General features: G+C 38.9%; 14 protein-coding genes. 4 read left to right on the forward strand and 10 right to left on the reverse strand.

Translation table 11 applies throughout. The features are described 5' to 3' along the window. Positions 1–18: 18 nt before the first annotated feature. The 6 genes from QPX86_RS08885 to ggt all read right to left on the reverse strand — a co-directional run bounded on the left by QPX86_RS08885 (position 19) and on the right by ggt (position 10379). Positions 19–2097, reverse strand: a complete 2079-nt coding sequence (locus QPX86_RS08885) for a bifunctional 2',3'-cyclic-nucleotide 2'-phosphodiesterase/3'-nucleotidase (RefSeq protein ID WP_285164958.1) — start codon at positions 2095–2097, stop codon at positions 19–21. A 292-nt stretch (positions 2098–2389) separates the two neighbouring features. Next, positions 2390–4570 carry a M3 family metallopeptidase gene (locus QPX86_RS08890; protein WP_285164959.1) on the reverse strand — a complete coding sequence of 727 codons (2181 nt, stop codon included), beginning with the start codon at positions 4568–4570 and terminating at the stop codon, positions 2390–2392. A gap of 263 nt (positions 4571–4833) precedes the next feature. After that, positions 4834–5229, reverse strand: coding sequence for a type 2 periplasmic-binding domain-containing protein (locus QPX86_RS08895; RefSeq protein WP_285164960.1), 396 nt, complete (start codon positions 5227–5229; stop codon positions 4834–4836). Positions 5230–5240: 11 nt separating this feature from the next. After that, on the reverse strand, positions 5241–6443 hold the full coding sequence (locus QPX86_RS08900) for an outer membrane protein (RefSeq protein ID WP_220754201.1): 1203 nt from the start codon (positions 6441–6443) through the stop codon (positions 5241–5243). A 68-nt stretch (positions 6444–6511) separates the two neighbouring features. After that, complete coding sequence (locus QPX86_RS08905; RefSeq protein WP_285164961.1) at positions 6512–8086, reverse strand: methyl-accepting chemotaxis protein; 1575 nt, start codon at positions 8084–8086, stop codon at positions 6512–6514. A 538-nt stretch (positions 8087–8624) separates the two neighbouring features. Then, on the reverse strand, positions 8625–10379 hold the full coding sequence (gene ggt, locus QPX86_RS08910; protein WP_220754199.1) for a gamma-glutamyltransferase: 1755 nt from the start codon (positions 10377–10379) through the stop codon (positions 8625–8627). An 89-nt stretch (positions 10380–10468) separates the two neighbouring features. Between ggt and QPX86_RS08915 the strand changes: the two genes are divergently transcribed. Beyond that, complete coding sequence (locus QPX86_RS08915; RefSeq protein WP_220754198.1) at positions 10469–11641, forward strand: GNAT family N-acetyltransferase; 1173 nt, start codon at positions 10469–10471, stop codon at positions 11639–11641. A gap of 202 nt (positions 11642–11843) precedes the next feature. Continuing rightward, positions 11844–12932, forward strand: coding sequence for a GGDEF domain-containing protein (locus QPX86_RS08920; protein ID WP_407696623.1), 1089 nt, complete (start codon positions 11844–11846; stop codon positions 12930–12932). 45 nt (positions 12933–12977) lie between these two features. Here the strand turns inward: QPX86_RS08920 and QPX86_RS08925 are convergent, their stop codons facing one another. The 4 genes from QPX86_RS08925 to sbcB all read right to left on the reverse strand — a co-directional run bounded on the left by QPX86_RS08925 (position 12978) and on the right by sbcB (position 16560). Beyond that, positions 12978–13268: a putative quinol monooxygenase gene (locus QPX86_RS08925; RefSeq protein ID WP_285164963.1), complete on the reverse strand. Its 291-nt coding sequence runs from the start codon at positions 13266–13268 to the stop codon at positions 12978–12980. Between the two features lie 112 nt (positions 13269–13380). Beyond that, positions 13381–14004, reverse strand: a complete 624-nt coding sequence (locus QPX86_RS08930) for a LysE family translocator (protein WP_220754195.1) — start codon at positions 14002–14004, stop codon at positions 13381–13383. A 197-nt stretch (positions 14005–14201) separates the two neighbouring features. After that, a complete protein-coding gene (gene cdd / locus QPX86_RS08935) occupies positions 14202–15092 on the reverse strand; it encodes a cytidine deaminase (protein WP_220754194.1) in 891 nt (296 codons plus the stop codon). 55 nt (positions 15093–15147) lie between these two features. Next, positions 15148–16560, reverse strand: coding sequence for an exodeoxyribonuclease I (gene sbcB, locus QPX86_RS08940; RefSeq protein WP_220754193.1), 1413 nt, complete (start codon positions 16558–16560; stop codon positions 15148–15150). A 633-nt stretch (positions 16561–17193) separates the two neighbouring features. Here sbcB and QPX86_RS08945 point away from each other — a divergent pair. Then, a complete protein-coding gene (locus QPX86_RS08945) occupies positions 17194–18783 on the forward strand; it encodes an Lcl C-terminal domain-containing protein (RefSeq protein ID WP_285164964.1) in 1590 nt (529 codons plus the stop codon). A 242-nt stretch (positions 18784–19025) separates the two neighbouring features. Next, positions 19026–19913, forward strand: a complete 888-nt coding sequence (locus tag QPX86_RS08950) for a hypothetical protein (protein WP_285164965.1) — start codon at positions 19026–19028, stop codon at positions 19911–19913. Positions 19914–20010 lie beyond the last annotated feature (97 nt).

A 20010-nucleotide genomic window follows, 5' to 3' on the forward strand; every position in this document is an offset into this window, starting at 1 on the left:
TGACACATTACTGACGCATTAATTTAAGTCGTTACTTAAGTCGTTACTTAAGTCGATACTATAAATCGCGAAACCAGAAACTATATTATCAGCTTCAAGTTTGGTCATAGGACGCTGTTGGTTCAGTTTAATAAATGCATCTGCTAACGGTGAGTCCTGCGTTTCAAAACGAATATCAAGCTTAGTGTTTGATTCAATTGTTTTGAATTGCCAGTTATTATTAGCGCTAGGATCCACTTCACCATTGAGCTCTGACAATTGTGTAATGTATTGAGTTAAGGCTTCTCTGTTAGTATCTGGTAATTCCATCGCGATATAATCAGCGCCAGTACCGGCAAATTTATTACCAAATGCTCGAAAGTTATTGGTCGCAATAAGAAAGCTCTTATTTGCAAACTCTTCGCCTTTAAAAATAGTGCCAGAATCATCTGTGTAACTTAACTCAACAATTCGATTTGCATCAGCATTGACCACAGCGCAATCACCGTCAAATTTATTAGGCTGAGTCACATCAATTTTGTAGTTAACGCCATCAATGACATCAAAGTTATATGTTCGATGAGTTCCCCAATTAATTAAACTTTGACTTGCTGCAGAATTTGGATCAATTTGATTGAACTGATTTGCACTACACTCTAACCAATCTTTAACTTGTTTACCTGTTACTTTTACCGCAACTAGGGTATTGGGATAAAGGTATAAGTCGGCAGCATTTTTGTATGACAATTCTCCCGCTGCCACTTGTACATAACTGTCAGCATCAGAACTTGTACGATGACGCCCGCCGGCTTTAAATGGCGCAGCTGCGGATAAAACAGGAAGGTGTTTTAATGTATCAATTTTTGCTGCGGCTTTAGTGACTGCATCTATCTGAGCGTTCGACACAATTTGTACGGTAGGATCGTCTTGCACTAAAGATAGGAAGCTATACATATCCGCAGATGATTTGCCTATTGGGGCATTAACATAGTCGAGTGTGGCTTGATGGTCTGAAGCAACCTTTGTATGGATCTCTTTGTCTGGATTGACAGAGAACCCTGCTACTTTATCGGTCTCTTTTATAAAAATAGGGCGAGCCTGTGACAAGCTGTTGGATACTCGCCATTTACCTTCCTCTTGGCGTAATGTTAAATCGATAATACCTAAATTATCTCCCCAACGGCCTGGCATCACAGCGGCGACACCATTAATCGTGCCTGTTTCAATATTGACTTTAGCGACATCAGAAAACTGTGCACTTGGGAAAACAGAGTGGCTGTGACCAAACATGATGGCATCAATGCCTGCAACCGTGGTTAATGCCCAAGTGGCGTTTTCAGCATTCATGTTACCTGGATTTTCTGATGAGCCAATGCCTGAGTGTGGAATCGCGATAATGACGTCTGCGCCTTGAGCTTTCATTTTAGGTACGTAACGTTCTGCTGATTCGACAATACCTTTAGCGATAACTTTACCGTCTAAATTTTGTTTATCCCATACTTTAATTTGTGGTGGTACAAAACCTATGTAGCCTATTTTGATGGTGTGCTTAGCGCCCTGATTATCAATAACTTCCTGTTCTGTAATGATATAAGGCTTAAATAAAGGTTCACCAGCTTTGACGTCTCTAAAGCAATTATCAATCTCACAATAAACATTGGCGCTTATATAAGGAAAGTTGGCTGCTGCTGTTGCTTGATCTAAAAAGTCTAAACCATAGTTAAACTCATGATTACCAATATTACCCACAGCATAGTCGAGAGTATTCATGGCTTTATAAGCTGGGTGAGTATCGATTAGTTGATTATTTGCTTGGAAAGTATGCGCAATATAATCCCCCATAGGGCTGCCTTGGAGTAAGTCACCGTTATCGACTAACACACTGTTTTTAACTTCAAGGCGTGCTTGTTTTATCAGGGAAGCGGTTCTTGCTAAGCCAATGGTGTTATCGACTCGGCTCGTATAATAATTGTAATCCATGATATTGGCATGGAGATCACTGGTTTCCATGATGCGCAATTCGACTGCTACAGCTGATTTAATTTCATCAGATGAGTTGCATCCACCCAGCGTTAGTGAGCTAGCGATAACAACGGCTAAAAAGTTTTTTTCTAACATAGTTTCTCTCTTACTTGACCCCAGAGCATACTTTTAGTGCTCTTATTATGTTGATTAATTTCATTTTTGTTTTTATTAATCGCAAGGAATTATATACAAAGTTAATTACAGAATGATAATTTAGCCAAAATAAAATTAACTATCTCGATTGAAAATAGGAACGTCTATTTTACTAAGTTAATACTCGGAATTTTAATGGCTTACAGAGTTTAATATTGTAGGGCAGGGATAAAAGAAAAATAATTAAGACAATAAAAAAGGCGCCGAAGCGCCTTTTAAAGGTTGAGATAAATTACTTATCTTCTAATAAGCCACGGCTTCTTAACAATGGCTCAATACCCGCATCTTTACCACGGAATTGACGGTAAAGTTGCATAGGATCGGCGCTACCACCTTTAGACAGAATATTATCTCTGAAGGCTTGTGCCGTTGCTGGGTCGAAAATACCATTTTCTTTAAACGCTTCAAATGCATCTGCGCCTAAGATATCTGACCAAAGGTAACTGTAGTAACCCGCTGAGTAGCCGCCCGCGAAAATGTGCGAGAAATACGTACTACGGTAACGTGGTGCAATTTCTTTAATCAGCCCCATATTAGCTAATGATTCAGCTTCAAATTTTGCTGCATCACGTACAGTGTTATCAGTTAATGTGTGCCAATCTAAATCCAGTTTTGTTGCTGCCATATATTCAACTGTCGCAAAACCTTGGTTAAATTTACTTGCTGCTTGGATTTTTTTGACTAATTCTTGCGGGATAACTTCGCCTGTTTGATAGTGCTTAGCAAATTGCGCTAATACTTCAGGTTGGGTCATCCAGTTTTCCATGACTTGTGATGGGAATTCAACATAGTCACGTGGTACTGATGTACCAGCTTGTGAGCGATATTCTACGTCAGACAAAATCCCGTGTAGTGCATGGCCGAACTCGTGGAATAAGGTGCTTGCTTCGTCAAATGTCAGCAGTGCTGGCTCATCACCCGTTGGGCGAGGGTAGTTCAATACGTTTACAATGATAGGCTTTGATTCAACGCCATTCATGTTGTATTGCTGGCGGTATGAGTTCATCCAAGCGCCACCACGTTTACTGTCACGTACGTAGTAATCACCCATAAATACAGCTAAGAATGAACCATCTTTATCATAGACTTCCCATGTTCTAACATCTGGGTGATATTTGGGTAAATCAGTACGTTCTTTAACTGTGATGCCAAATAGACGGTTAGCAGTATAAAATACGCCATCTAATGTTGTTTCAAGTGAGAAGTATGGACGAGTTTGTTGCTCATTGAAGCTGTATTTAGCAACACGGATTTGATCAGAGTAATACCACCAATCCCATGCTTCTAATTTGAAGTCGCCACCTTGTGAGTCAATTAGCTTTTGCATTTCGACAACTTCAGCATTTGCTTGAGCAAGTGCTGCAGGCCAAACTTTGTCTAATAATCCATATACATTTTCAGGTGTTTTAGCTGTGCGCTCTTCTAATACAAAATCAGCGTGGGTTTTGTAACCCATTAATTCAGCTTTTTCTGCACGTAATGAAGCAATTTTCGCTAAGGTTTTTTTGTTGTCATTCGCGTTGTCGTTATTAGCGCGTTCGATATAACCTTTAAATATTGTTTCACGCAGTTCGCGATTTTCTGCATAGGTTAAAAATGGTGTGATAGAAGGGCGTTGCGTTGTGAAAACCCATTTACCATCATGACCACGTTTAGTGGCAGTCGCTGCAGCACTATCAATAATATCTTGTGGTAAACCTGCTAAATCAGCCTTGTTATCAATAACTAGCTCAAAAGCATTGGTTTCAGCTAATAAGTTATCGCCAAACTCAAGATTAAGCTTACCAATTTGCTCGTTTAGTGAGCGTAATGTGGCTTTGTCTTCAGCTGATAAGTTAGCACCACCACGGGTAAAACGTTTGTAGGTGTCTTCAAGCAATTTAGTTTTAGCTGTATTGAGGTTTAAGCTGTCTTTTTGTAAATAAACGGCTTTAACACGCTTAAACAACTCATCATTTAATAAAATGTCATCGCTTGCTGCTGATAGCATTGGCGACACTTCTTTTGAAATTTCTTGAATCGCTGGGTTTGTATGCGCGCCAGTTAAGTTATAAAAAACACTGGCTACTTTTGTCACCAATTCACCTGAAAACTCCATTGCTTCGATGGTATTTTCAAATGTTGGTTTTTCTGGGTTCGCAACAATGGCCGCTATTTCTGCTTTTTGAGCAGCGATACCTGCTTTAAAGCCCGGTAAATAATGTTCATCTTTTATTTTATCGAAATCAGGGATTTCCATAAAAGTACCGTATGGTTTAAAGAATGGGTTATTAGCATTTTGCTCGATGATGTTGCTAGCCACGACATTTGGTGCTTGTGTCGTGTTTGTTTGTACATTGTCATTGGCACAAGCACTTAACATGACTGTGAGTGCCATAGCTGAAACAAGCGGTTTGAGGGTTAATCCCTTCATAGTTATTTCCCTGTTTGCATAAGAATGGTTAAAAATGAGCTTTTAATCGAATGGTCGGTTTAAGCTTCTGTTTATCATTATTGCATTATGATTTGTGAATAGTTTATCAAGTTTTGGTCGCAATCTTGTTTTAGTTTGTAACAAAAAATAAAGGGACCTGATGTTTATCAGATCCCTTTAGCATTCCAATTGAAGGGGGGAGTATAAAATACTTAAAACACAATCACTAAAACTTAATTTAAGACTATGGTGTTAAGTCGTTTTTATGGCTTTAAAATCACTTTTACGCTGCCATCGACATCAGCTTCATCAATGTAGCCAATCGCATTAGGGTTTGAAGCTACTGCTGATTTCATCGCCGCAGCATTAGATACTGTTGCTGGCGGGTTACCTTTACCAGTAAAAACTTGCTTTGACCAAAATGCTTTAAGTTGAGAGTCTGATTTGCCTGTGACAGCACCATGAAACTCTGAACGTGTTGCATTACCTTCAGCAAGTTCATAAACCACAGCAGATTTAGAACCTTTACCTAAGAATAATTTTTTAGCATCTGATGCGCTAATATCTGCCGCACCAGGTGCACCAATGACGACAACCGCTGCTTGTGCTGACATAACTGAACACACGCTAAGCGCTAAAATAGATAGGACTTTTTTCATTTTATCGCTCCTTAAAATACAACGTCGAACTGAACTGTGTAAACTGTAGTGTCATCAAACTCTTGGGCTATGTTGGTATCAAAACCGCCAGAGGTGTCACCGAAGTCAGTGGCATGTGTTACATCAAACTTAAGCGCTAAGTTATCCATTGCATCCCAACGAACACCAGCACTGTAGGCAGTGCGTTCGCCGTTAAAAATTGCAGCATGTACTGGGTTAGTTCGGACATCATTGTCTTTTGTTTCGTAGTAAGATGCAGTCACATAAGGTGTAAATGCATTGATACGGTAACCTAGAGTTAAATAACCTGCGTCAGAATCTGGGTACTCTTCATCAGTTTCGATACGAGTCCATTCAGCAATGGCTAACAAAGAGCCATTATCAAAACTACCACCAAAACCAACGAAAGTGCCTTTAGCATCATCGATTTCTAGAATGTTTACATTTACTTCAGACTCAAGCGGTAAACCTGTGCTTGGGTCATTTCCAATTGGAACATTTGTTTGACGAGTCACAGTTCCATCAAGCGTTGCTTGCCCGTAAACTGCGCGGAATGTCCAGGTTAAATCTGTCCAGTTAACGTTAGCACCTATTACATTACCAATATCAATCCCTCTTTCTTCAGATTGACCGCCAAAAGCTTGGAATGTAAGCGTTGAGTCATCAAATTCAACATCGTAACTTGCGTCACCACCAGTGTAAGAGGTGAATGGCACTGCGTCATAAACTTCAGAAGGTGGGCGTACGAATGGTTGTGCGTAACCCACGTCTAAGTAATCAGAGTACATAAATAAAGGTACACGAAGTTTACCGGCACGAGCTTGAAGGCCATTTTCAAAACGGTGTGAGATATAAGCCCATTCAGCTTCTACTTCCCAATCGTTGCTGCCTTTCATCATAAGCTGCATTACGGCTTGAGTTTGATCTGTAATGGCAAAGGTACCTTGAAGACCAAACTTGCTGCCGTCATCGAAGTTAGCAGAGGTAGTAGCACCTGCATAACCAGTGTTATTGTCAGAGCTGATATATGCACCAGTCATGAAGCCGTTGAAGCTAAAACGTTCTGTTAAGCTTGCATTTTGACTTGCTTGAAGTGATTGCACTTGTTGTTCAAGCTTGGCAATTTTCTCTTCACTTGTTTCTTCAGCTGCAACATAGGCAGGAAGAATTGCAACAGAAATAGCTAAGGGTAGCGCTTTCAAGTTGAATTTCATGGTGTAACTCCTGTTCATCTTTATCATTACTCAAGATAAATCTCGTTTATCTTAAGATATTATTATTGTTAGACTTTAAATTGACCTGTTATGTTTTGAAGCTGTTTACTAACACCTTCAATGTCATAACTGATCCCGCCCATTTCATCCGTGGTCATTTTTACTTTAGCGGCATTGGTTTCAATATCAGCGACATACTGCTGGATAAGCTCTGAAGTGTTATGTTGTTCTTCAGTGGCGGCAGCAATCTGTTCGTTAACGACGGTAATCGCACTCACTTTATTGGTGATACTGATTAATGCATCTCCGGCTAATGAAGTGGTTTTGACACCTTCTTCAGCGGTTTCAATTCCACGTTGCATTGCATCAACTGCTTGAGTTGAAGTAGAGCGAAGCTCTTGCAATACTTGTTGAATTTCTTGCGTTGACGCTTGTGTTCGAGAAGCAAGGGTTCTTACTTCATCGGCCACCACGGCAAAGCCTCTTCCTTGTTCACCTGCTCGAGCTGCTTCAATTGCTGCATTCAAGGCAAGTAAATTGGTTTGATCTGCAATACCACGAATGGTATCGAGAATATCGTTGACGTTACTGGTGAACGCCTCGAGTTGATTCACCACAACAGCAGTTGTTTGTACTTCTTCTGCTAATTTATTAATGGTAGTGATGGCTTGAGACACAACCTCTTGCCCTTGTTTAGCTTCATCATTTGCGTTGTCAGCTTCAGATGCAGCATTAGCGGCATACTCAGCAATATGTGCAACACTGATGAACATTTCACGCATGGCATTAGAGATTTGTTCAACGAACTCGTTTTGCTCGATAACGGTGTTTTCACTGTTTTTACAGCTTTCTAATAACGTGTGAGATACAGCACTTAAACTGTCTGTGGTTTGTTTAGTGTCGGCAATCGAGACTTGTAATTTCGATACAAACTGGTTGAACCAATGTACGAGCGTCGCGATTTCATCTTTACCGTTATATTCAATCCGAGAACGAAGATCGCCTTCACCTTCTGATATATTCTGTAATGAATGGGTGACATCCTGAATGGTAACAATGATTGAACGGTTCACTAATACGCCAACGACCACCAAAAATAGTGAAGCGATAACACCGATAATCAACATCAATGATGCCGCATTATCTGAACTTACTAAAGTCGTGCTAATACTCGTTGTGAAAGCATCGGAGTAATCTTGCTGTTTTTTAGCAAAAACCGCTGTTAGTGATTCAAATCGCTTGGCATTTTTAGAAGCCTGGTTTGTGATCTTGTTAAAGTCGACATCATCTTTTAAAAACTCAGCAACCAAAGTTTTGGCATTGTCATGATAAGTGGCCAAATCGCGTTGCATATTATTGGCATCATTAGCTTCATGAGGTAATAAACCCTTAATAGTATTTAGATTACTATTAATTTGGTTAACCATATTTTCAGCAGTGATCAATGATTCTTCTTCACCAGTTGTTACTGCGGATTGAATATTCTGGTTTAATTGCAATAACAAGCCATCGTTAATAGTGGCTAAATTTAATACTGGGTAAAGTTGTGATTGAAGTCCATTTAAACGTTCAGCATTTTGTTGCACGCTTTGATTGTTAATTACAAGTGAAATAACAAACGAAGAAATTGCAACGACTGTCAATAAAGCGATCCGGTGCTTTATTTTTAAGCTGTTTAACTTCATCAAGTTGGGCCTGTTTTTAGGTTCTGTTTTCGAGAATCGAGTTTTTCTTTTTTGCGTTAATTTATTGTCATTTCTATTGCGACAATTCCCATCTTCTTAGTAAGTTATTTAATTGTTTATAAATTAATTACTTATAAATTGATAATTTATGAGATAAAGCAGTATATAAACGTGCAATATAAAAGTTAACAAAGTGTAAAGTCTATTTTTTGTTTGTTTAACCTTAACCTCTTGTTAATTAGTGTTACTTATTGGTCATCACAACATTAACAAGTGCTAAGTTTAAGTTGTCAGGCGTTAACAAGTCTGTTCTGGCAATAACACTATCGGCAAAATTTTTATATTCTTAATAGTTGGGGCGAATATTTTTGAAATAATTAAGAGAAGACGGACTTTAGGAAGGGTATTAATGTAGTTAATAACCATTCTTATTTAGGTGGTAAATAAGAATGGTCTAATTATTAATTACTTAAGATGGAAATCTAAAATAGATTAATTAATGGCCTAATGACTCTGAACCTGCTCGTCTGGGGTCGGACGCACCATAAATACCATTTTCGGTTACGACAATAGACTGGGTACTGCCCATCGCACTACTGGTTTTCACTTTGTGGCCTTTAGCCTCTAATAGAGTCACAGTGTCATTATTTAAGCTGGTTTCAACTCCAATATAGTCCGGCAACCACTGGTGGTGAATCCGTGGTGCTGCAGTTGCCTCTGCAATATTTAAATGGTGGTCCACTACATTCATAATGACTTGCAAAGTGGTGGTGATAATTCGTGATCCACCTGGGCTGCCAGTTACAATAAAAGGCTTTCCATCTTTCATTATAATAGTGGGACTCATTGAACTCAAAGGCCGCTTGTTGCCTTGCACCGAGTTGGCTTCACCGCCAATAAGGCCATAGCCATTCGGGCTACCTGGTTTTGCGGAGAAGTCGTCCATCTCATTATTGAGTAATATTCCAGTTCCAGCAGCAACTAAACCAGAACCATAACTAAAGTTAAGAGTATAAGTATTTGATACTGCGTTGCCCCATTGATCGACGACTGAGTAATGCGTGGTTTGATTACTCTCATATGGGCCGATATCTCCCGCTTTAATTTCTGAACTTGGGGTTGCTTTGTTATAGGCAATCTTTTTAGCGATACTATCTGCGTATTTCTGGCTGGTTAATTCATCAATTGGTACTGGAGTGAAATCTGGATCGCCAAGATATTCACTTCTATCAGCATAAGCATGCTTCATCGTTTCAACCATCAAATGTAATGTTTGAGCAGTATTATGGCCAAGTTTTTGTATAGGATAATTTTCTAATACATTGAGCATTTCAATAATATGGATGCCACCAGATGAAGGAGGTGGCATAGAAACAACTTCATAGCCTCGATATTGTCCTCTAACAGGTTCTCGCTCAACTACCTGATAGTTTTTAAGATCATCTAATGTCATTATGCCGCCAGCTTGCTCGATTGTGGCGACAATTTTTTCAGCCGTTTCACCTTGGTAAAACCCTTTACTGCCTTGTTTAGCGATTAATGACAAAGATTGAGCTAAATCGGTTTGTACTAATGTGTCGTTTACCGAGAAGCTATCACCATTTTTTTTGTAAAAGATTTCAGCAGAGCTAGGCCATTGAGAAATTCGTCTTTTTAAACCATCTAAAGAAGCCGCTAAATCAGAGTTTACTCTGATACCATTTTTTGCGAGTGCAATTGAAGGTTGAATCACTTCATTTAAACTCATGGTGCCATATTTGGCCAAAGCCAGCTCAAATCCCATTACAGTTCCAGGTACGCCCACGGCTAACCCATGCTCGCGGCTTAGCTTTGGATTTGCATTGCCTTTTTCGTCTAAAAAAATATCTTTATGTGCCTTTGACGGTGCGGTTTCGCGATAATCTATGGCAATAGTTTTATTGTTTTCAGCTAAGTGAACCATCATAAAACCACCACCGCCTAAATTGCCCGCACGGGGTAGCGTTACAGATAGTGCAAAACCAACTGCGACAGCGGCATCAATGGCATTACCGCCTTTTTTAAGAACATCTACTCCAATGCGGGTTGCTAAAGACTCTTGGCTTGAAACCATGCCATGTTCAGCCCAAATTGGTTGCGCTGTTGCTGCTCTGCTATAAATTGACTGCTCATTAGCAGCCTGTACTGAATAGGTAGAAATTGATGAAAAACCAATCGCTAGTGCAATTGAAGTTGAAATGACGATAGGTTTCAATTGAGAAAAGATACCCATTTTCAGTCCTTTGTAATTGTAATCATGTTTTGCAATGTGCCATAAGTATGATCTAATGCACAATATCTAATGCTGTTTTTTGAGGAAATATGTCAGAGTTTTTAGTTGAAGATAGGCTTGATGATATTGAACTGAGTTTTTATGATTCAGTTGCCTCAATTGGGCAGCCTAATTGGCAGCGTGTTTTTAGTGACGATAATCCATTTACGCAGTTTGAGTATTTGTTGGCATTAGAGCAAAGTTTGAGTGTATGCAGTGAAGCAGGTTGGCGTCCTCAGCATTTAGTCGTGACATCTGCAAAAGAAGTGATCGCTATTTTACCTTGTTATGAGAAATCTCATTCTTGGGGGGAGTATGTCTTTGACTGGTCTTGGGCTGAAGCCTATGAAAGAAATGGCTTGGAGTATTATCCTAAGTTAGTGGCAGCCATTCCGTTTACTCCTGTGTCTGGTCAACGTATTGGTATAGCGGCAGGTATATCCAAAGTAGTGCGTGAATTGATCATTAATAAAATCTGCCATTATTTAAATCAAACAATTAATGAGAAGCAATTTTCGTCATGGCATTGTTTGTTTTTACCTCAAAGAGATTTCAACCACTTAAGCCATTGTTCTATTGCAAGAATAGGAACACAGTTCCATTGGCAAAATAAGCATTACTTAAACTTTGATGACTTTTTAAATCAATTAGTGTCTAGAAAACGCAAAAGTATTAAAAAAGAACGAAAAGCCGTAGCTGAATTTAACTACAAATTTATTGATGGTCATAAGGCAACACCAGAACAATGGCAAGGTTTTATCCATTGTTACCAACAAACTTACCTAAAACGATCAGGCCATACTGGCTATTTAAATGCTGAATTTTTTACTCAAATAGCCTCAACAATGGGAAGGCAAGTGCGTTTGTTATTAGTCACCAATATACAAGGAAACCTGATTGCATCGGCCTTGTATTTTGTCTCTTCAACGCATCTTTATGGACGCTATTGGGGATGTTTACAAGAAGTAGACGGCTTGCACTTTGAAACTTGTTATTACCAAGGTATTGAATATGCAATACAACATGGGTTAGCTACGTTTGATGCTGGTGCGCAAGGGGAACACAAAGTTGCTAGAGGGTTTGAACCCATTGCAACGTACTCAAATCATGAAGTCGTTCATCCTGAGTTTAGAAAGGCGATTTACGATTACTGCCAGCAAGAGCAGCTTCACATTAAGCAATACATGCAGCAGTTATCTGAAAAGTTGCCTTATAAATTGTGATAAACCATAACTTATTAAAATCGCGCTAAATCTAAGGGGGATGTAATTTGTTCATTAACGAATGAAGTGTGATTTAAGTTATGACAGTTAATTGATTTACTTCCATCAAATTAAACAAGGCTCACCTAATTTACCGTGTGCCTTAGAATAACTTCAAAAACGTGCTAATGTTTACAAGTCTTTAACTTAGTCGTTATCCCATATGAACTTAAAAAATATTATAAATCTGGGTACCAGCAGACAATCGTTTTCTTCCGCAAATCGCACTCGAACAATGAATATAATCGGTTTAATCACCGTGGTTATTTCACTGCTTTACTCTATCAATTACATTTTTTTTCTTGAAAACCATACTGTAGGTTTTATTAATTTAATTTTCACCGTCGCGTATCTTTTCACTATTGCTTTCAGTGCAACTCATCATCCTAAGTTGGCTAAAATATGGTTTTTTAGTGTTTTGATGGTTCATCTATTAATTTGCAGTAATGTGTATGTCACCAACGCTAGTGGTTTTCACCTTTATTTTTTCCTTGTGCCAACAGGTGTGTTTTTATTATTTGAGTTACGAGAAAGAGTAGAGCAGGTATCACTGAGTTTAATCGCATTAGTACTATTTTTTTATTGTGAAAATACTTTCAATACTGAACCATTGATTGTACTGACGGAACAAATGAATCACATGCTTTATCAGTCTGTTGTGTTTGTAACTATGCTAGAAGTCATTTTTGTACTGTACATATTTGCCAAACAAATTGATAAAAATGAGCAGCAGTTGATATTACAAGCTACGACGGATTCGTTAACTCGGTTAGCTAATAGACATTATTTTTTTGAGGAAGGTAAAGTATTATTTGAAAATGCGGTAGATAACAAATTGCCATTCACTTTAATGTTGTTAGATTTAGATTTTTTCAAAAAAATAAATGATCAATACGGTCACCTCGTGGGTGATAAATGCCTTATTGAAGTGACAAGTACCATTAAAGCTTTATGTCGTGAACATGACTTATGTGCTCGAATAGGTGGGGAAGAGTTTGTCGTGGCTATGCCCAATACATCTTTAGCTGATGCACAAAAGGTGGCAGAGCGAATGAGGAAACATATTGAAGATTGTAAGATTTCGCTTTCAGAGGCACACCAATTAACGTGTACAGCAAGCTTTGGTTTAGCTGATAAAACGCAATGTGCTACCGAGTTAAAAGATTTACTGATACGAGCTGATAAAGCACTATATGTTGCTAAAGAAAACGGCAGAAATTGTGTGAAACCTTATTGTGAACAAGCGGCATAAGTTTTGGTTGTAAGGTTTTTACTGGGTTAGCGTTATTTTAATGGTTTAAATTTCGCTGGTGGAATAATGCCGCGATGCTGATTGGCTTACTTTACACCAATTAGAATGCTTAACCCTTTGCTGATGACATTCAAATGCAGCTTTATCAATAAATGTTTCTTCCACATCAAATCTCAAAGGGTCAATGATATTTTGGGCGACCTTAAATCTAATACAACCCACTTCATTTAAGGTTAGCTGAGAATGTATTGCCAATTCAGCACGTATGCATGCTAAATCTTCATCGCTTGTGTTTTGAGGGAACTGGATATAACCCGTTAACAGAATCTTAGGCATAACTTCCTTGTTATAAACGGTCTAATGAGCTTCCTTAAATATATTTTCTTTGAGTGGAATGCCTTCGAATGAAATAACTTTAAATGAAGTATCTTAAATCAAAATGTCTACATCATCCCAGTGCCAACCAAAAGCCGACGCCTATCATTAAGCTTCCAGCAATGCGATTCATTAACTTGATGTTGTCACCCCGAGATAAGAACATTCTTAGGCTTTTACCACCGCTTGCGTAAGCCAGCATTGATACGCTTTCTGTCACCATGATAATTGAAAGCAACCAAAACAATTGTGGTGCTACGGCTTTATCGACACTGATGAAGGGTGGCAGTAATGAGATCATAAATGCCCAACCTTTTGGGTTGGCAATTGCGGTGACAAACCCTTGTGAAATTAGCGCATAATTACTGATGGAATTATCTGTTTGTTGTCCTTCAATAATGGCCATTTTACCCTTTGAACGCCACATGTTTATGCCAATATAGGCAAGGTATGCACCGCCAATCCATTTTAATACAGCAAACACATCAGGGTAGTTAAGCATCACACTAGCAACACCCATTACTGCGGCAATTGCCACTAAAGCAACACCAATCAGTTCGCCGACCATCATCCAAAGTGTTCGTTTAACGCCGATACTCATGCCAAGTGTCATGGCTAATGTCATGCACATACCTGGAGTGATAGAAACGAAAAAAAATGTTGGAATGAACACTGCAAGTACTGCGAAATCTGGCATGAAATGGAATTCTTAAATGAGAAAAGCTTGAGTTTAAGGATTTAATGTATTTGTGCAATATAATTTTTAACTGCACAGTTTAGATATAAATAGTCTAGATATAAACAGTCTAGATATAAATTGTTATAAACAACAGGATGAAAGCATATGACGCTTTGGAGTGAGCCAAAGCATCATATTCATCATTGGGGCAGTTTCTAGCTTGGCTCTACCACAATGTGTTCAAGCTCAATTGCGGCAACAGCTTGCAGGGTATCCATGGTTGCATTAACAAGGCTAATTTTACCCGCTGATGATTCAATTAGTACGGCGCGATTAATGTCACTGTAATCTCGGTTATGGCGGATTAAGTTAGATAAGGCCATTTGCATTGGCATCATTGAAGGGTTAAATGCGGCATTTTCTGCATAGCGGCCACAATAGGTTTTACCGTCTTTCGTTTCAATAACAACTGCGGCAAAGTTTTTGGTATAAGGTGCGTAACTTAAACCTGCTTGATCAACGGCTTCAATGATCATTGGATCATCAGAGTTTAAACTGAACTCAATATTGCTTTTAGACAATAGTGGTTTAGTGACTTGTAAATCCTTAGGGCCAAAAGCGTAAGGTAAGTAATGTGCCAACATTTTCGGTTGCTGACCAGGTAAGTGGATTTTAATATCAATACCGCTGACTAATTCATTGATGAATTGGCGGCAATGGCCACAAGGGCTAAAATTGACGACGATATCAACAATTTTTTGCTCGCCATTAAGCCAAGCATGACTGATAGCGCTTTGTTCGGCATGAACGGTGTGAAATAACGCTTCTGAAGAGAGTTCGAAGTTAGCTCCCATGTAGATGTCACCGCTTTCACCTTTTGCGATAGCGCCAACGTAAAACTCACTGATACTGGGTTTTGCTAATGCTGCAGCAATAGGTAACAAACTTAATAGTAAATCTTCTTCGGTCATTTCACTTACTTTAACAAGCTCAGCAAGTTGACTAGCATCAATATGACCGCAAAAATCCTCATTGAGTAATGGGATTAAGGCTGTAGCTACCGGTTTAGGTAGTTGGGTGATGCTATCAATGAAACGATTTTGCATGACCAATTCCTTTTAATTTAACAATATGTGCAAAATAAGCTATTTGATTAATCGCTTATAGTGATTGTAAGTAAAGACAAAGCGCTTTTAATAACTTCTGCTTGTGTTCATTCTCGCTGGTTTCTTCCAATAAGTTTTCGAGATTAATCACATAATCAGCATCAGATAAGCGTTGTTGGCAAAATTCTCGCCAGATTAATGACTCATCATGATTAAGGGTTTCAGGGTAATTACGGGCGCGATAGCGGAAAAACATCGTATCCAAACGCTCATCTTCAAAATTAAGCTGAAGTGCAGCAAGATTCTCGGGCTTGGTATTACGGATCATTTCCATTTTGCTTTTATCGGCATGGCTAAAGAAACCGCCGCTATAAAGCATTAAGTCAGGATCTGTGGTTACAGGATGATCATTGATTTCGAATACTGCTTGTAGTTTTTCTCTTAATTCAGGGTGTTGTTTGAAAAACTTATATTGGCTACGAGCAAATTCCATATCAAATTGATGGCGCTCAGCGACTTGTTCAGTTAATAGTTTTGGCGTGCCAATAAAAGGGCATTTATTCAAATGAATTTGTTTAAGCGCTATAGGCAACTCATCTGGTGCTAATTCACTTCTTGGCGTATACATACGCTGGGAAATTTCTTCTGCTGATAACTCGACAAGTGGAGTTAAATCCATTGCAAGATTAACGCATATCATGGCGTTTTTATTAGTTGGATGCGGAGCTGCGGGAGCAATTAGAGTCACACAGCCATTAGCCGCGCTGATTTTTGAGCTAACGTGTACAAGCGGTTGCATGAAATCGCCTTGAATTTGCTCGGCGACCTTTTTCTTATTACGAAGCTCAAAATAGTATTCGTATAACTTGGGTTGCTTCTCTTTAATGAGTTTGGCAATTGCAATGGTGGCGTAGACATCACTCATGGCATCATGGGCTTGCTCATGACTTAAGCCGTTTGCCTGTGTAAGGTGCTCTAGCTTAAAGCTAGGCGAGCCATCTTCTTTTAACGGCCAATTGATGCCTTCTGGTCTGAATGCATAACAAGCTCTTACTAAGTCAATGATATCCCAACGGCTATTACCGTTTTGCCATTCACGAGCATAAGGATCGATAAAGTTACGATAAAAACCATAACGACTCACTTCATCATCGAATCTTAATGAGTTATAACCAACGACACAGGTATTAGGTTGAGTAAATATTGCGTTAATACGCCCCATAAACTCAGTCTCAGCCATCCCTTTTTGGTTAGCAAGCTGTGGCGTTATACCGGTCACTAAAATGGCTTCAGGGGCAGGCAAGTAGTCTGTTGATTGCTTGCAATAAAAGTTTTCAGGTTCACCGATGATATTAAGATCTAAATCAGTTCGAATGCCTGCAAACTGAGACGGTCGGTCTTTTGCTGGGCTAACACCAAAGGTCTCATAATCGTGCCAAAAGAGTGTTGGTTGGTTATTTTTATTCATAACTGCTTTGGGTTATCCGTTACTTATTAAGGTTTGAGTCATTAACAGGCTTTCAATCTTAAACACTATCCTGTGTATTGAATGGGTTTAAGTGCGTATATAAAATTGAGTTTAACTGATAGTAAACTTAAAAAGCACTGATTAAAATATGATAAACCTTTTATAGAGCCATATCGAGGTTCTATAGGGTTAAGCGCTCAAACAAACAACATGATGTGACTTTTTAACAACGAGATAGATATGAATTAAATCTCGTTGTCATCAATATTGCCTACTGACTTACTGAAGCCCATAAAACGTTCAATTTATCGTTTAACTTTACCGAACATATCAGCTCATACTGCAACCTAGATATCATTTCGTTCAGGCACTATTAGCTGGCCACAAAAAGAGTAAATTCTCCTTTAAATGGCAAATCAATATTGTTAATTATCTCTACATCTCTATTTGCATCTATTTAATTCTATGAAAACGAAGATTTATCGCAGAAAAAGGCGCTGGTGTAAGGTTTTGTAAAACTAATAGTCACACTTGATTAACTTAGTATATTGGTCAAATAACTCTGTGATTCTTTATATATTAGTTATTTACAATAGGTACAAGTATTTCAACCCCGAAGAGGTAAACACCCTAATGGCAATATATGGAAAATTGAAGTCAGAACATTCATTGGCTATTACAGCAGTACTGATTTCAGCATGTTTGATGGCGGGGTGCGGTGGTTCAGATGACTCATCTGATAATGACCCAAATGATACAGTCACCCCAATTAATAATATACCTGTAGCTGATGCGGGTTCTGATCAAATGGTTATTACCGGTTCGCTTGTGCAGCTCGACGGTCATTTAAGTTCTGATATTGACGGAGATACGCTCAGCTACCAATGGACAATCGATTCTGCGCCAGATGATTCTGTCACCCTAACAGATGCGCAAAATGTGATGGCTTCTTTTACAGCGAGCATTGATGGTGATTATGTTATTTCGTTAATCGTGAATGATGGTTCTGACAATAGCGTTGCCGACAGTATTATTGTCAGTAGTCAATCAAGCACTGTGACAGAGACTCTATACTCTATTGTCGATACTCATCAAAGCATTTGTTATAGCTCATCCTCGGGTGACGAAAATAAGTGCGATGGCAAAGGTTATGATGCTGATTACAATGGTCATCAACCTGATTACACATTGAGTAATGATGGCTTAATAGTGACAGATAATGTCACCGGATTAATCTGGCAACAAAGTTCAGATATCAACGAGGATGGTTTATTAAATTACGATGATAAATTGTTTCAGCCAGATGCTGTCGAGCACTGTGACAACCTGACATTAGCGGGGCGAAGTGATTGGCGTTTACCTAGTGTTAAAGAAGCATATTCACTTATTTTATTTAGCGGCAAAGACGCAAGTGATTATCAAGGGACTGACACTTCAACCTTAGTGCCTTTTATTGATCAAGTCTTTGATTGGGCTTTTGGAGATTTGGATTCAGGTGTTGATCGCATCATTGATGGTCAATATGCATCAACCACCTTATATCAAAGTACCACAATGAATGGCGATGCAACCATGTTCGGCGTTAACTATGTTGATGGACGAATTAAAGGTTACCCAAGCGATACCAAACCATTTTATGTTCGATGTGTTGCAGGAAACGAAGACTACGGACTAAATGATTTTGAAATTCTAACTTCAGATACTGTAAGCGACCTTGCCACGGAATTAATGTGGCAAACAAGTGATAGTGATTCAAGCAATTGGGATGATGCAGTATCCCAATGTGAAACCGCGACAACAGCGTCTTTTAGTGATTGGCGTTTACCTAATGCAAAAGAACTTCAAAGCCTAGTGGATTATTCTATCTCACCAGATACCCATAGTAGTGCAGCAATTGATGCCGTATTTGATAGCAGTTCGTTTACTAATGAAGCTGGTGTAAAAGATTGGGGTTATTACTGGAGCTCTACGACACATGTGTCTAACAGTGGCGATGGAAGTAATGCTGTGTATGTGTCATTTGGTCGAGCTTTAGGCTATATGCAAAGTACCATTTTAGATGTTCATGGCGCAGGTTCTCAGCGTAGTAACGATAAAGTCGATGTGATAACAGAACCCGGAGCACAATCAGCGACAGGTAGCGAAGGGGAGTTTTATTACAAAGGCCCTCAAGGCGATATATTACGTCACAATAATAAAGTGAGATGTGTGCGAGATACTTAATAATTTAATTCGTAGATTTAACTGAGAACATTGTTTTTTATTTGCTCGGCCTCTCGAAGTCTATTTGGTCATTATACAAGCAAATGAGAACTCACCGGACTGAAGATATATTTAAAGATTGATTATCTCGATGTTGTATTTTGGTTTAATAAATATGCAGTAAATCTAATGTAATGTAGTTAATAAGATGACGTAATTGAATTTGCTGGTTACAATCTAGAAAGGTATTCAGGAGTTCAAAAATGTACAATCATTTATTTAGTCAACCAGTTAAGTATCAAATCAATCAGGGGCAAACCTTATTGATTGCACTTGCAGAAGACGTGAGTGATTTTATTTTATTACCTGCATTAAGCCAGCCATTAGCAGAAATTATTATCTGCGAGTCTCATTGCGCCCAATCTGCGAGTTTTATTTTAACCTGCCAGCCATTTTTTAAAGTTGAATTGTTAGATGAGCGCCTTAACCTGCCTGCTGCCATTGACCCTGCAGTTATTGATGAAGCTGAAATTGAATCTGACACTGAATCAAGTCCTCCGGCTATAAATTTCACGTTTAACCGAGCCTTAGGCCAAGGGTTTCGTCTATATGCCAAAATAGGCATTGCACCAAGGATTTCTGCTCAGTCATTAAGAAAAGGTGTTGGTTTATCATTTGATGTTGAAAACTTATCGCAAAACTTGGTTAGCGTCAGTTACCAGCATTCAGTATGTGAATCGGTGAACCTTGAACAAGACTTGCGCCTGAACCAAGAGCCAAAAGAGCTTATGATGGCCAAAGCGATCCTTGCCAGAAACTTTAATTATGAAGAGCCACCTGCCACGTTAGCATTAAATATTAGCGAGATTGAACAGGTAAGGGCGGATATCAATTTGTATTTATCACAAACGCATCATAAAGTTCATGCGGTCATTGCTGCTCAACTGCTGAAACTCGATAATTTACTCAACCACAAACAACAGTGGCTACTGAGAACTTATAGTCAGTCTCAACAGCGAACCAATTACGCTACAGCAGCCAATGAGCTCTCAAAAGATGTTGAAGATTTGCAGCGTAAATTAGAGTGCTTTACTTTATTAGCGCCAGCGGATGTGAGCCTAATGGTAGATAAGTTGACTGAAGAAACCTGACATTTCCCCGTTCATTGCGTAAAATCCTTGCCAATTCGTTTTAAGCAACTCTTTAATTAGAGTTCAACCATGCCTTTTATTTATTATATATAGAGTT

It is taken from the genome of Shewanella goraebulensis, from assembly GCF_030252245.1.
GTDB classification, from domain to species: Bacteria; Pseudomonadota; Gammaproteobacteria; order Enterobacterales; family Shewanellaceae; genus Shewanella; species Shewanella goraebulensis.